Raw genomic sequence first — 14,789 nt, 5'->3', positions numbered from 1 at the left:
TAAAAAATTTAAAATTTATACTGATTAGATAGCAATTTCAGAGAAAAGTTTAATCTAACACTTTTTTTAATCAACATTAACACTATAAATTTAAAAGAAATAATCGCTTTATTAATGACTTCCAATAAAGGAATTAAAAGCAGACTTCCCTTGAACGCTATCAAATAGTGAACCATGTTCACCTCCAAGAATCTCAACAAACTGACGGCTTTGACAATCTGTACAATTAAACACCTCTTGTTTAAAAATGGGCCAAGAATACATCTGAATTGGTGAATCATTTAGACCCTGAACAAACAAAATATCCGATTTAAATCCATTTGTAAAATTAAGTAAAGACCGTTCAAAATAAGCATTGCCATTTTCCGAAGTTAAACCATATACATTTTTTAGTTTTGTACATACTGCACTTTGCTGAACTTGCCCGCGCTCTTCAAATTGACAACGATAAACCAGATTTAAAGGTCCCGGAGCATTGGCAATTACACCATTGGTTCTGTGCATTGTATTAAGTCGGCTGACCATATGTCCGCCTTGAGAATGACCTGCCAAAAATATTTTACCTACTGTTATTCCTAATTCTTGGTTAGCGGTATTTTTTAACCACAACAGAGCGGCTTCTGCCTGAAGAATTGAATCACCTAATAGTACATTTTCTTGAGGGTAAGCTACACTAATGACCATCATATCATTTCGATCCAAAATCCCCTTGAATTTGTCAAGTGTAGTATTGGCCGCAGTCAAAATATCTTGATCACTAGTAACAGTACCGTGAAAAACCATCAAAACATCAACATTTTTCAAATTAGGTTGATCGATAATTACAGTAACAGAAATACCATCATTTTGTATGTTTTTAGTTGTACGTTCCCTTAGTTTGGTGGGAGTAAAATGGTCCTTACTACAGGAGGAACAAATCATAATTAAAAAAAGGCAGAATAATCGAGACATTCAAATAGAGATTAATAATTTAGTTTTAGACACGTTTAACCATAAAAGGTTTGTGGTAGCTGGACAATTCCAGTTACATATGAATTCAAAAAGTAAATTTTTAGATCTCAAAAATTCTGCATTAAATTAATATAATTGGTGTTTTAAATAAAATTTAGCCTAAAAGTCTCTCAATCATTTTTAACACCTCTTGTGGTTTTTCAAGGGACTTACATGGCCGCCTTCAACAACAATTATTTTAATTCGAGGAGGTATCGGAACATAATCTTCTTTACCTTTTATGGCAATTGCCTTCACTGTCAAGTTCCTTATCAAGTCAGTAACGTCTTTTGCTTTTATGATGACCGCTTCATCAATTTGAATGATCTGTTGCTTTGTCAGGACACCCATAGTCCGTTTCAGTTGGTTAAGAAGCATAGGATTATTTTTTAGCGATGATTTTCCGAACAAAAATTTTGCGGTCTGTCGGGTATAAAAATTCCGGAACATCAGTAAAGCATGTTGCATTGCAAAAATAGACTCCTGCTTTTTTGACGCAGCCAAAAAAGGCATATTACAAAAACCAATTGACGAAAACCGCTGCGGAAATTTACTCGCGGCTCGCAAAATTGTCATGCTTCCCCACGAATGTCCGACAGCTATAACCTGCTTCAAATGCAGGCTATCCAAAATCTCAAGCAGCATTATCGCACAATCATCTAGCGTCCAATTGGACGATATTGAAGTCCTGCTATTACCATGAAGAGGCATATCTATTGCTATTGTGGTACGATGATTTAGGTGTTCAATCTGATGGTCCCAAAGATGATGATCGAAATACACGCCGTGAAGAAAGATAATAGGCAAGTCTGTTGTCGCTACTTCATTTATGTAAACGGCAATATTGCCGATAGAAGTGGTTATAAATTGATGCTGTTCTTGAGCAGGATTGTTCATTCAATAAAAATTAAGGATAATTGAGTAATGATTTATTTGATACTAATTGCTGATTAAAGGAGTCAGCTTTAAGTGTGTATTTAATGTAATCTGACTAGCTACAAATGATGCCATATCTTCTGCCGTAATTGACAGTTTAAAACCTTTACCATCTAGTGTTGCTCTGCAATATCCTTTAGCAGGTTTATCAACAATAGCAGGGCAGCGAATAATCGTCCAATCTAGTTTACTGCTCATTATAATTTGCTCCATGCTGTATTTGTCTTCGCGAATTACTTTAGACCTTTTTGCAAAATAAGATAGGATAAGTTTATTAAAAAACCACGACTGAGAGGCACTGCCGTTTCCTAAATCCGCATTACTAATTGCAATTAAATGACGAACATTCCTCTTTTCCATAGCTTCAACAATTACTTCAGTAGCAAACGAAACTAAAGATGTTGAACTGCAATAACAGTTGTCTCCAACACCTAAACACTGAATAACAACATCTTGATTATGCAAAATGGATCGTATCGCTCTTCTGGAAAATTCACTTCCTTCAACAATGATGAGGTTTTTATCTTGTGGACACAAAAGATTACTGTTACTTACTAAAATAGTTACCTGATGGTTTTGTGCTAACACTTCCATTAAAATTGACCTGCCAGCGTAACTGGTAGCTCCAAAAATAACTACGTTCATTTTTACATTAAATTTTCAATGTAAAGTAAAGGTGTTTGAAAATACGCAACTGACACAAAAGCGTCAAATTGAATTTTGGAATATTTTTTTTCGAATCCGAGTAAGAGATTGACGTTCAACACCAAGATAGGTAGACAATGAGGATATAGAAACTCTATTGTACAGATTAGGGAACGTTTTCATAAAGTCAAGATAGCGCTCTTCGGCATTTTCAAACAAAAAACTTTCTATTCGTTTTTGATGGTGTTTTAAAACCTCTTCTGCAACTAATCTCCCATATCGTTCTAAGGTTAAAAATTTCGAGTAAGAATTCTGCATATGTAAATAGGGAATATTTACAATTTCGGAGGGCTCGATACATTGTATATAAAACTTGCTTGGCTTTAAGCTGATAAAGGCAACATAATTGGTAGCAAAATCATTTTCAGCTATGAAACGAACAGTAATTTCTTTGCCCTCTTCGTCAATATAAAAGGATCGAAGTAATCCTTTGGAAACAAACCCTACACTTTGTTGAAGCTCATTTGCTTCAATATAAAATTGCCTCGCTTTTAAATTAGAAACCGATAATCCGGTCTCTAGATAACTTAATTCAACATCCGTCACTTTGGGGCAAAGTGAGCGCACTGAATTTAAATATTTTTGAATAGAATCTGTCATTTTAACCTTCAAATACCAGTTTGCTAATTTAGATAAATTATTTCATTGTAAGATTTGTAGCTTCATTGACATCAAATTAGTAGTAGTCTAGAATTTTATAAAAATAGTAAGTGTTGTGGAAGATGTCTTCGTAGTAAATAAAGTAACATAGTTTCTCCAGCCTCTTGGTATCCTTCTAGGACATTTAAGTCCGAGCCTGTGGCGGACTGCCAGTCTTTCGTAGTGATTTACAACAATAAGCTAAGTCTAAATCGATTCTTTCATACTCGTCGTTTTTTATCGATAAGTACGCAAGGAAATAAGTAGTGTATTTTGCAAGTGCTCGCCATAGTGTAACTTTAATGCAATATTGATATCAAACCATAAAAACTAGTAAGAATAAATACTTAGCCGCTTTTTTGTTGAAGCATTTCAAGCTATTTAAATGTTCATGAAGTTTCCGCTCTTTAATATTCAATCATACTGTATCCAACAGAATACAAAAAAATTATTACAATAATGGAACATTATATGATGTACAAACGACAAAAAAGAAAATACCATTAATCAAAATGCTCTAAAATTTACGAGGACCGTTGCTTTTTTAATAACTTTACAAAACACTAAGTAATGGTATTATGTGCTACTACACCCAACAAGGCAAAGCGGCCGCTGAACTTACCGACTATTACAGCCGCAATATTGATAATCCTGGCAATGTACTACAATCCGATTTCATAAATGGTTTCAGCTATCCCAATCTCCCGATTGTACTCGACACTAAACCGGATATAATCACAACCAACTATACATGGGGCCTGATTCCAACCAATCGTGACAAGGACTTCAGAAAAAGCACCCTAAATGCTCGTGTCGAAACCCTGCAAGAAAAAGTATCCTTTGCCCCTTCCATAAACAACCGTTGTTTAATAATTGTCTCCGCCTATTTTGATTGGCATTGGAACGACCCTGCTGGTAAATCCAAAACAAAATATCAAATACATTCGAATACAGATGAAATCTTTTTCTTAGCTGGTATATACAATAGTTGGCAGGACAAAAACGGAGAAATTTGGAATACCTACAGCATTGTTACCACAGAAGCCAATGACTTTATGAAATACGTGCACAATCGCAAAGAAGCTGAAGGTGACCAGCGCATGCCTATTCATATAAAAAGAGAAGATGAAAAAGCATGGCTCGATGCCAAAAACAGTACTATGGATTTTGCATATCCTAACTATAATCCTCCATTGATAGGCTTTTAATTAGGCTTTTTCCGCTGTTCAAACTCAGCTCTCAAAGCGGTAAAATCATTCCTAAGACCCTGCATTACATCTTTAACACTCAGTAAACTCAGATCATCGTGCTCAAATTCCTTTGTAGCAATACTTGAGGCAAAACGCCATAGTTCAAGTATTTCAGATGCTTTAACTTCATAGGGTTCATAAATGGTATTATCAGATTTAACCTCTATCAAATCCCCCCCTCTTTTTGTAAGCCGCTTATAGGCTATGCCATTGGTTTTGGTAACTAGGATATAAGTCTTTCCATCAATTATATCGTCAAGTTTTTCCACATATTCACCTACTATAAACGAGCCTTCTTTATGTGGAGGCATCGAATCTCCCGTTACCGGGAAAGCTCTATATTTTCCATTTCTTAAAAACGGTAGCGAAATATGTTGCAATGCTTCTATAAACTCTGGATCACTGTAGCCAGAAAGATATCCCGCCTGTGCCTTTTCAGACAAAATCTCAATCTTGTTTTCCCCACTGCTGTCAACAGTAATAGGAAGCAAAATTCTGTTTTCCTCTAATTGTATCAAATTCTCATAAGGCACTCTGCGGATATCAAAAGACAACAACAAATCGATACTAACATGATAGTAACGTGAAATCTTCTGCAGGCAATCCAATGGCGGATCAGTGGTTCCTTCATACTTGGCATAACGCTCCCGCGGAATCCGCAATTCATCCGCTATCTTTTGCTGCGTCATACCACTTTTGACGCGTAGGTATCTCAGGTTATCAGAAAATATAGACATGTGTTAATGTGAATTTAATTCACAACAAATATAATAATCTTTGGTAATATGATTCTACTTTTGTAAAATATAATTTCACTTCAAAATTTAAAAATAGTATGTCACGCGCTATTGTCCACATGGATTTAGACACCTTTTTCGTCTCTTGCGTAAGGTTAGAAAACTCGCAATTAAACGGAATTCCGATTATCGTTGGTGGAGGAGAAAGAGGCGTCGTGGCATCATGTTCTTATGAAGCAAGGTATTTTGGTGTCCGTTCAGCAATGCCGATACGAATGGCAATGCAACTTTGCCCACAGGCAAAAATTGTAAAAGGTGACATGGAATTGTTTTCCAAAAAATCACACGAAGTAACCCAAATAATCGAAGAGAATTCTCCATTAGTTGAGAAAGCAAGTATCGACGAATTCTATTTAGATATTACGGGCATGGATAAATTTTATGGCTGCTACAAATGGACAAATGAATTGATACAAACCATCACAAAAGAAACGGGACTCCCAATAAGTTTTGCACTTTCCGTTAACAAAACGGTTTCAAAAATTGCTACAGGAGAGGGCAAACCAAAAGGCAATTTAGAAATTCCACAGAACATGGTTAGACCATTCCTAAATCCATTATCAATCCGTAAAATTCCAATGGTAGGCGAAGTAACTTTCAATCTACTCTCCAGACTCGGAATTCGGAACATCGAAAAGTTATCCGAAACTCCTGCCGAGGTTTTGCAAAGCATGATTGGAAAAAACGGAATTGAATTATGGAAAAAAGCCAACGGAATTGATAACACTCCAGTCCAACCCTATACCGAAAGAAAATCCCTTTCCACAGAACATACCTATCTTCAAGACACCATCGATATCAAAAAAGTAGAATCATTGATCTTAGGCATGGTCGAAAAACTCTGCTATCAGGCAAGATCAGAACAGTGGCTAGTTTCTACTCTTTCAGTAAAAATAAGATACGCCAATTTCGATACAGAAAATCAACAAAGAAAAGTAGCGTATACGTCATGTGATCATATTCTGGGAAAAGTGGCTTTGGAACTATTCAATAAATTATACAATCGTCGCATGCGCATCCGATTGGTTGGAGTAACATTTACAGGCTTAGTCCGAGGCACCTATCAAATTAACATGTTTGAAGACACCGAAGAAATGTTAGCATTATACCAAGCATTAGATAAAATGAAAAACCGCTATGGCTTCGATTCAGTCGGTCGTGCTAATGCCATATTAAAAAACAGAACTTAATAATAAAACCATTGTCACCCTAAGCTTAAACTGCCCTGAGCCCAGTCGAAGAGCACAACTAACAACTCAAAATTCACAACTCACAATTCACAATTCACAATTAAAATGTACCTCAACTGCCACTCCTTCCACTCCCTCCGCTATGGCACCATTCCTTTAGAGGATTTGGTAACACAAGCCGTTGGTTGTAGTGTTACGGCTATGGCACTAACCGATATCAATACCGTAACAGGAATCTATGATTTTATAAAAGCATGCAAAGAAGTAACCATAAAACCACTAGTGGGCATTGACTTCCGAAACAACGGTAAGCAGCTTTATATCGGACTGGCAAGGAACAGAAACGGAATTGCAGAAATGAACCGCTTAGTAACAAAGCACAATTTTGAAAATACATTACTTCCGGAAGTAGCACCAAATTTTGAAAACGTTTTTGTGATATATCCATTTGATAACGTACCGGAAGAACTCAAGGAATATGAATTTATAGGCATCTGTGCAGAACAGTTACCAAAGTTGTACAATTATGTTTGGAAAAGAAGAATTCCTAAAATGGTGGTATTACAATCCGTAACATATCGGACCAAAAAAGAATTCAACCTTCATAAAATACTAAGAGCAATCGACTTGAATATCATTGGCTCAAAATTGAGAGATACTGATTATTGCAAAGTATCAGAAGTGATGATTCCAATTAATAAACTTATGGAAAGATTTATTGACTTTCCTCAGATAATTCAAAACACCCAAACAATAATAACTGCATGCAATTTCGAATATGATTTTTACACTCCAAAAAATAAAAAGCACTACACTACAAACAAACACGATGATATCGATTTACTAACTAAACTGGCATACGAGGGAATGATTCGCCGCTATGGTGAACACAATACTGACGCCAAAGCAAGAGTGGAAAAGGAATTAAAAGTAATAAACGATTTAGAGTTCAGCGGTTATTTTCTCATTACATGGGATATTGTGCAGTACAGTATGAGCCAAGGTTTTTTGCATATTGGTCGTGGTAGTGGTGCCAACAGTATCATTGCGTATTGCCTCGATATCACCAACATTTGTCCCTTAGAACTCGACCTCTATTTTGAACGCTTTCTAAACGTGAACCGAAAAACACCTCCCGATTTCGATATTGATTGGTCTTGGCGCGAACGCGATACCATCTTAGAGTATATTTTTAATAAATACGGTAGAGATCATGTAGCCTTTTGTGGCACCAATGTCGAATTTAAATACCGCTCCATTTTTCGGGAAGTAGGCAAAGTATTTGGACTGCCCAAAGAAGAACTAGACCAGTTAGCTAAAAACCCAATAGTAAAGCATTACAAAAATGAAGTAGTCAAAATGGTTCAGGAGTATGGTATGATGCTCGAAAAATATCCCAATCAAAGAAGTATGCATTCTTGTGGTATTATCATCTCAGAAGAACCCATAACTAATTTTACCGCTTTGGAAATGCCACCAAAAGGCTTTCCCATAGTACAATTCGATATGCATGTCGCAGAAGATATAGGCTTTGACAAATTCGATATTCTTAGCCAGCGTGGTATTGGTCACATCGATGACACAGTAAAATTAATCAGAGAAAATCAAGGTATCGAAGTCGATATTCGTGATACTTCCATTTCCAAAAACGAACAAACCTGCAACAATCTGTTAAGCCAAGGCAAAACCATTGGTTGCTTCTATATAGAAAGTCCTGCTATGAGAGGTTTGCTAAGAAGATTGAAATGTGACAATTACAAAGTCTTGGTAGCAGCTTCATCCATTATCCGTCCCGGAGTAGCACAATCCGGAATGATGAAAGAATATATATTTAGACATAACTTTCCTGACCGATTCGAATATTTTCATGATGTTTTTAAAGAACAATTAGGAGAAACATACGGTATTATGGTATATCAGGAAGACGTTATCAAAATCGCATTGCATTATGGCGGGCTTCCGGCAGCCGATGGTGATATCCTTCGTCGTGCTATGAGTGGTAAAGGACGCTCTAAAGCCGCCTTGCAAAAGGTAAAAGACAACTTCTTTGATTCTTGTGCAAAACAAGGGCATCCAGTACAGTTAAGTCAGGAAATCTACAGACAAATTGAATCATTTGCCGGGTATTCGTTTTGCAAGGCACACTCGGCATCCTATGCTGTAGAAAGTTACCAAAGCCTATATCTCAAAACCTACTACCCTATTGAGTTTATGACAGCTGTAATCAACAATTTTGGAGGTTTTTATCGAACCGAAGTCTACATACACGAGGCCAAAATGTCCGGTGCAAAAATCCACAATCCATGCGTAAATAAAAGTGATTATCAAACTAAGGTATATGGTAAAAACATTTACCTAGGCTTTCAGCATCTAAAGAGCCTAGAATCCAAAATGGCTGAACTAGTTGTCAAAGAACGGCAAGAAAATGGATTATTCATTTCCCTTGAAGATTTTATCAACCGAATACCCATCGGAATCGAAGCCATACAAATACTAATCTTCATTGGCGCTTTTCGTTTTACAGGTAAACCAAAGAATGAATTACTGATAATAGCAAGATTGATTTTAATTAATTTCAAACCCGAGAACCGCAACTTAATGCTACTTCAGGAACCAGTCAAAGAATATAAATTACCGGTATTGGAGCGCTCCCCATTCGAAGATGCATTTGATGAAATCGAATTATTGGATTTTCCGGTTTCAGTTACCCCATTCAATTTATTACAGACCAAATACCGCGGCGATGTTATGGCAAACGATTTGACAAAGCATCACAAGAAAACCGTAAAAATGTTAGCCTATCTAATTTCAAGAAAACATGTTCCCACCAAACGTGGTGATATGTATTTCGGAACTTGGATAGATGCTCAAGGCGAGTTTTTCGACACAGCCCATTTTGCCGATTGCTTGCAAAAATATCCATTCAAGGGCGGAGGATGTTATCTATTGTTGGGTCAGGTTGAGGTAGATTATCATTTCCCAACCATCACCATATCCAAAATGGAAAAAATGCCATTCATCCCCGACCCCCGTTATTCTGCCACAGATGAAAAGCGTTTTCAAACCCAACATCAAATACGTGAAGATGTGAGTATGACCCATCGGGCACCCTATCCGCAGGAACATGAGATTAATCTGCCAAGGCAAAAAATGCAAAACATTCAATAAATGTAGTTGACCTGTTTTTAATAGCCAATAAATTGACTAATTTTACAAATTCTGATACACCAATGCTAACAGATACTTTCCTTCAACTCGTTAAAAAATACTCCAAAGACCACGAATTGGCCAATAACCTTTGGTTAGAGATATTCACAAAATATTCCGAACCCAAAAGACACTATCATACTATTGCTCATTTAGAAGCAGTATTTAGCGATTTAAAAGAAGTAAAAAGCAAGGTTAATGATTGGGACACAATGTTATTTGCCGTTTTTTATCACGATATAATCTACAAAGCATCAAGTAATACCAACGAAGGAGATAGTGCAAAAATAGCCATGCAAAGGCTTTCTGAAATCGGCTACCCAGCAGAAAAAGTGGCAAAATGCGCCAACATGATTCTAGCAACCAAAAAACATGAACTTTCTGAAGACAGCGATACCAATTACTTAATTGATACAGATTTAGCAATCTTGGGTAAATCATCGTATGACTATCAAAATTACACCGAGCAAATAAGAGAAGAATATGCTATATACCCCGATTTTATGTATGCCAATGGCAGAAAAAAAGCGTTACAGCATTTTCTTCAAATGGAGTCTATTTACAAAACAGAGTATTTTTCAAAAAAATACGAAAAACAGGCAAGGGTTAATATTAAGAACGAACTCGAAACATTGTAGAAATAATAACATGTCGCTTTCTGTTGCCACTCCTTGCCAACGCTCCTAAAAAAATTACCGTCACAATTATTGATACAATAATGCGTACACTGCGTGACTTGCGCCGGTAATTTTTTCTCCCAAGCTTCTTTACATAATGTGGCATTATAGCTCTAAAGAGACTATAATAACATTATGTAAAAAAGCCGCGCACCCAACGCACATTGGTTTTATAAGTGCCATTCCAATTTCAAAGCAAATACCTTTTATGAGTTTCACTCTTGCTTTTCTAAGGGAAAACTTGGCACCCATAAAACCAAAAAAAGCCAGCAAGAGTATTACTGTTTTATTTGCCTGGCACCCGCCTTACATTGCTTAGCGGCTAGCAGAAAAATTACTACCCAAATATTTAGTTGGTATACACCCTTGCTGTACAATACCATCTCTTCATCTGCTAGCCACAAAAGCAATCAGAACATCCCAATTAGCAAATAAAAAGTAATACCCTTGCCCGCGCTACTGCCCCCGTCACACTAGGTAGTAACATTTGTTGTTTTTTGAAGATGCCTGTCATTCTCAAAAGCACCATCTATTATATTGAGACATCTCTAATACTAAGAAATCTTAGCATCCTCAAAAAATCAACCCTAAGAAAGAGTATAAAATTTCAGTGCCTACTGAAAGTGTTTTTACTTTTTCTGGATATTTCAGCAGTCCCAGAAATTTTATACACTTTCCGAAGACGATCGGATATTTTATCAAAATAAAAAAGAGATAAAAAAGACTGCAAAACTAAGTTCCAGGTATTTAAAAAAGCAAGTTCAAGCCCTCCGGGTTTCAGATAAAATCTCCACCCTTAAATTTCCAAAACATCTCCTCTATATTGTTCCACACATGCATTTCAAATCTCGCATCGGGTAGTATTTTATCTGAAAAACTTGCTTTTTTAAAACCCTCCACTTCAACAGACGGCTTTCTTTTTTCTCTTTTTTTCTTTTGAAAAATTATGTGTGCGAAGCATAGCGGAGCACTTCACGTTAAATCGAAGCCATGAAATCGAAGATTCACGAACACAAAAAAAACAATGTTGAAGCTGTGAGTAAAAACTACATCATCAAAACCCACAAAAAAGGTACTACTTACCTTAAACCACATTTGTTTATCCTGAACAAAGGATTGAACAGCGGCAAGCCACAAAAAGAGCCATTCACCAACAGTTTTGTTGTCATTTTCGAAAATGAACAGGATTGCGATAGCATCTATTGGATAACCTACAGCCTTTGGCAATCCAAATTTTGGCATCGAAACCTCGTTGGCTCTGTTATTCCATTTTTGCGAATCCACGATTTTGTGAAGGAATTTTCAAGTAAAGCCGACGAAATGCTAGCCGATTTTGAACAACATCAAAAAGATGTTCACGCATTGCGGTTGCTTGAATTACAAGCTAACAATTTCCAACAAAACATCAACCTTATTAACGATATGCGCAGGGTTATCCTTCACCGCTACAGCAAATAATAATTTAAACGCCAAATATTATGACTCTATTTATTCTCTACCAAACAGACCAATGGAAAACCAAATCCTCAAGGGTTTTCTTCGGTGTATTCGATAGCCGTGTTAAAGCAATGGATTGCGCAAAATACCACAAATTAAGCGATAACAACACCAAAATTGTAATTGAAGAAGTTACACTCAATCAATGCCAATGTCAATAAACTTAAAAGTCATGAAAAACTTAGAAAAGCAATTAATAGCCGAACAACTTAAATCAAAGAAGAATAGTTTATCACTTATAAAAAAAGTCGATACCCCTAATACTAACGAATTGGATTGGGCTTTACGTTCACTACTTCCAAAAGCCAAAAGGAAATATACATTCGAAAATATTGCGATTCTCAAAGCATATTTAATAAAAAGATTGGATGCTCAAATCACTACTGAAATTCAGAGGCAAGTTGCTAAGTTAATATTCAGTGATAAACTAGAATCACTAAATGAAATTACTATTACTGTAGTATGGAGAAAGTCAGTAATGTGGGGACACAACCCAACTGCCGAATCCTATGTCAACGGAATTGGAGCTTTAACAAGTGGCTCAATCAGTGGATGCGGTTATTGTAAGCTAAGTACCGCCGTTGCTGAAGTATTGAATCAAATTCCGCAGTTTCTAAAACTAATGTACCAACTGAAGAACAAGAAATTCAAAGTTAAAAATCATGAATTATTTGGCTATGGTTCCGGCTATGGCATCTTGCCATATTTTGAGGGCGGTGTAGGCGTTAGCTGTTATGGCAAAATATTTAATGCTATAGGCTATCAATTTAGGACTATTTCAAGTGGGAAATTATTCGATGTTTTTTCAATAACCAAAATAAACTAGTACAAGCCATGGAAGAAATCAAAGACCCTTTCAAAGAAGCCATTAAGGGCTATTTAGACCAATTGGCAATCCACGATGAATTATTCGCTAAAACATTAGAAAAGCCAAATAAAAATATAGACGATTGCGCTACGTACATTTTAAACACCGTGAAGAGAAGCGGTCGGCAAGGTTTTGCCGATGATGAAATTTACAGCATGGCAATACACTACTATGACGAAGATACAATCGTGGTTGGCGAAAAGATTTCTGCTCGGGTTATAATCAATCAACCGCTTGCGGCTCCTGTTCAAAAAGGAGTTTCAAAGCCAAAATCCACTTCGAAAAATAGCAATGCCAATCAAACCACCTTATTTATATGAAGCCAAAATCCAAATTAGAGCACGAAATTGTTGCCGTTAGCAATAGTCTTCCAGCTATTGCGCACAACCAACATAAACCTGCATTTAGTAAATGCTTTTCACATTCTGCAGTCTTATCCCGAAATACTGCTTTTTGCTTGGAATGTGGTCATAATTGGAAACAAGAAATCCAAATTAAAAATCAAAAAGTAACTTGTCCACATTGTCTGAAAAAATTGGAATATACCAATAAGTATAGTAATGGTTTAAAAGAAACCGATTACTATCAGATTGTAACAGCCGTTAAAGATTTCCAAATTATTCGCATGGTTTGTATCAGTAAAACGATGAAGAAGCTACAGAAGCCTTCGTACTTTGCTCACGAGGTGATGCAGATGTTCATAACGGCTGATGGAAGTATGCGGTATCTGTCGAAGAATGTAATGGGACTGTCTATGTATATTGATCAATGGATTACCAGCAGTGATTTAGAATTAAAATCCAACTACAACACACCGCGATTAAGGTTAACACCTTCTTTTATACAGCCTAGAATTAAAGTACTGCCAATTATTAAACGTAATGGATTTTGCGGCAAGTTTTACGGGATTGCACCACAAATACTATTTCGGGAAATTCTGACGGACAGCATTGCTGAAACCTTGATTAAAAGCAACCAAATGGATTTATTGTATTACCATTTAAGGAATACTCCAATTAAGAGAGACGGCAAAATTTGGGGTGCTCTAAAAATCTGCATCCGGAATAACTACATTGTCAACGATGCTAAATTATGGGTTGATTATCTCGACTTACTAGAGTACTATTGGAAGGACTTAAAAAGCGTTAAGTATGTTTGTCCGGCAGATTTAAGAAAGGCACACGATAAACTGATGTCGAGGAAACAAAAGGAAATTATGAAAAAAACATTTGAGGAAAATAAAAAACAGATTGGGAAGAATCAAAAGCATTACCTAAAAGCTAAACAACACTTTTTCGGGCTTACTTTTAGCGAAAAGAATATCTCAATAAGTGTAATCGAATCTGTTAAAGAATTTCTTGAAGAAGCATGCTATCATAACCACTGCGTGTTTACAAATGAATACTATAAAAAGCAAAACTCGCTTATATTATCTGCAAAGGTAGATGGCATCCCAACAGAAACAATTCAACTTTCACTTGAAAATTTTGAGATTCTTCAGTCAAGGGGAAGGGGAAATAAGGCATCCAAACACAACAAGCAAATCCGCTCTGTCATGATTAGGAATTTGCACCACATTCAAAACCGAATGAAAGCTGCATAAACTAAAAAAGCCAGGTCTTGCGACTTGGCTTCCTATTTTATTTATTTTTTGTGCTTTTTAACAATACACTTGAGGATTAATGAAATTGTAAAACTGACGACTGCTCCAATAGAGGCTAAAAGTATTGTTTTCACAATATCTACCGACTGGATATTTGGCAATACGCTCAAAAATGTCCCTCCGGCGGTTCCTACTGCGGTATGGTTATCTGTTGACATTGTCATTGATTGTCGTTAACTGACTTACTGCCGAGGCAACACCACCCGCTACAACCAAATAACCACCAACTGAGGTTACTAAAACTGGTAAAGCTACAGGTGCAGTCAGGATTGTTCCACCAACGGCTGCCAATACCAAGCCAACATTTCGAAGTACTTTAAAAAATTTCGGAGTGGGAGCTTTCGCTCTGCTAACAAGTTTCATGACACAA

15 protein-coding genes are annotated in these 14,789 nt (G+C 36.5%); 9 read left to right on the top strand and 6 right to left on the bottom strand.

Annotation, left to right across the window (positions count from 1 at the left end; translation table 11 throughout):
- Positions 1-111: 111 nt before the first annotated feature.
- The 4 genes from GUU89_RS08230 to GUU89_RS08215 all read right to left on the bottom strand — a co-directional run bounded on the left by GUU89_RS08230 (position 112) and on the right by GUU89_RS08215 (position 3,231).
- Positions 112-951, bottom strand: a complete 840-nt coding sequence (locus GUU89_RS08230; protein WP_162127461.1) for an alpha/beta hydrolase family protein — start codon at positions 949-951, stop codon at positions 112-114.
- A 180-nt stretch (positions 952-1,131) separates the two neighbouring features.
- Complete coding sequence (locus tag GUU89_RS08225; protein WP_162127460.1) at positions 1,132-1,887, bottom strand: alpha/beta hydrolase; 756 nt, start codon at positions 1,885-1,887, stop codon at positions 1,132-1,134.
- A 42-nt stretch (positions 1,888-1,929) separates the two neighbouring features.
- Positions 1,930-2,571, bottom strand: coding sequence for an NAD(P)-dependent oxidoreductase (locus GUU89_RS08220; RefSeq protein ID WP_162127459.1), 642 nt, complete (start codon positions 2,569-2,571; stop codon positions 1,930-1,932).
- A 63-nt stretch (positions 2,572-2,634) separates the two neighbouring features.
- On the bottom strand, positions 2,635-3,231 hold the full coding sequence (locus GUU89_RS08215; RefSeq protein ID WP_162127458.1) for a Crp/Fnr family transcriptional regulator: 597 nt from the start codon (positions 3,229-3,231) through the stop codon (positions 2,635-2,637).
- 617 nt (positions 3,232-3,848) lie between these two features.
- Between GUU89_RS08215 and GUU89_RS08210 the strand changes: the two genes are divergently transcribed.
- A complete protein-coding gene (locus tag GUU89_RS08210) occupies positions 3,849-4,478 on the top strand; it encodes an SOS response-associated peptidase (protein ID WP_162127457.1) in 630 nt (209 codons plus the stop codon).
- Here the strand turns inward: GUU89_RS08210 and GUU89_RS08205 are convergent.
- The gene (locus tag GUU89_RS08205; protein WP_162127456.1) at positions 4,475-5,257 is read right to left on the bottom strand and encodes an XRE family transcriptional regulator; all 783 of its coding nucleotides are present in this window, start codon (positions 5,255-5,257) and stop codon (positions 4,475-4,477) included. The genes GUU89_RS08210 and GUU89_RS08205 overlap by 4 nt on opposite strands.
- Positions 5,258-5,355: 98 nt before the next feature.
- Here GUU89_RS08205 and dinB point away from each other — a divergent pair, with 98 nt between their 5' ends.
- From dinB to GUU89_RS08165, 8 genes are all read left to right on the top strand, one after another.
- Positions 5,356-6,507, top strand: a complete 1,152-nt coding sequence (gene dinB / locus GUU89_RS08200) for a DNA polymerase IV (RefSeq protein ID WP_162127455.1) — start codon at positions 5,356-5,358, stop codon at positions 6,505-6,507.
- 105 nt (positions 6,508-6,612) lie between these two features.
- Positions 6,613-9,675: a DNA polymerase III subunit alpha gene (locus tag GUU89_RS08195; RefSeq protein ID WP_162127454.1), complete on the top strand. Its 3,063-nt coding sequence runs from the start codon at positions 6,613-6,615 to the stop codon at positions 9,673-9,675.
- Between the two features lie 32 nt (positions 9,676-9,707).
- A complete protein-coding gene (locus GUU89_RS08190; RefSeq protein WP_235922008.1) occupies positions 9,708-10,352 on the top strand; it encodes an HD domain-containing protein in 645 nt (214 codons plus the stop codon).
- A gap of 1,029 nt (positions 10,353-11,381) precedes the next feature.
- Positions 11,382-11,849, top strand: a complete 468-nt coding sequence (locus GUU89_RS08185; protein WP_162127453.1) for a DUF6943 family protein — start codon at positions 11,382-11,384, stop codon at positions 11,847-11,849.
- A 20-nt stretch (positions 11,850-11,869) separates the two neighbouring features.
- Positions 11,870-12,049 (top strand): hypothetical protein, encoded by a 180-nt coding sequence (locus GUU89_RS08180; RefSeq protein ID WP_162127452.1) that lies wholly within the window; start codon positions 11,870-11,872, stop codon positions 12,047-12,049.
- Positions 12,050-12,060: 11 nt separating this feature from the next.
- Positions 12,061-12,714 (top strand): hypothetical protein, encoded by a 654-nt coding sequence (locus tag GUU89_RS08175; protein ID WP_162127451.1) that lies wholly within the window; start codon positions 12,061-12,063, stop codon positions 12,712-12,714.
- 8 nt (positions 12,715-12,722) lie between these two features.
- On the top strand, positions 12,723-13,076 hold the full coding sequence (locus tag GUU89_RS08170) for a PcfK-like family protein (RefSeq protein ID WP_162127450.1): 354 nt from the start codon (positions 12,723-12,725) through the stop codon (positions 13,074-13,076).
- Positions 13,073-14,359: a PcfJ domain-containing protein gene (locus GUU89_RS08165; protein ID WP_162127449.1), complete on the top strand. Its 1,287-nt coding sequence runs from the start codon at positions 13,073-13,075 to the stop codon at positions 14,357-14,359. The genes GUU89_RS08170 and GUU89_RS08165 overlap by 4 nt, the downstream gene beginning before the upstream one ends.
- Positions 14,360-14,563: 204 nt before the next feature.
- Here GUU89_RS08165 and GUU89_RS08160 read toward each other — a convergent pair whose 3' ends face one another.
- Positions 14,564-14,782: a hypothetical protein gene (locus GUU89_RS08160; RefSeq protein ID WP_162127448.1), complete on the bottom strand. Its 219-nt coding sequence runs from the start codon at positions 14,780-14,782 to the stop codon at positions 14,564-14,566.
- Positions 14,783-14,789 lie beyond the last annotated feature (7 nt).

The sequence above is a fragment of the Flavobacterium phycosphaerae genome, assembly GCF_010119235.1.
Taxonomy (GTDB): domain Bacteria; phylum Bacteroidota; class Bacteroidia; order Flavobacteriales; family Flavobacteriaceae; genus Flavobacterium; species Flavobacterium phycosphaerae.
This window is presented reverse-complemented; position numbering and strand designations above follow the sequence as displayed.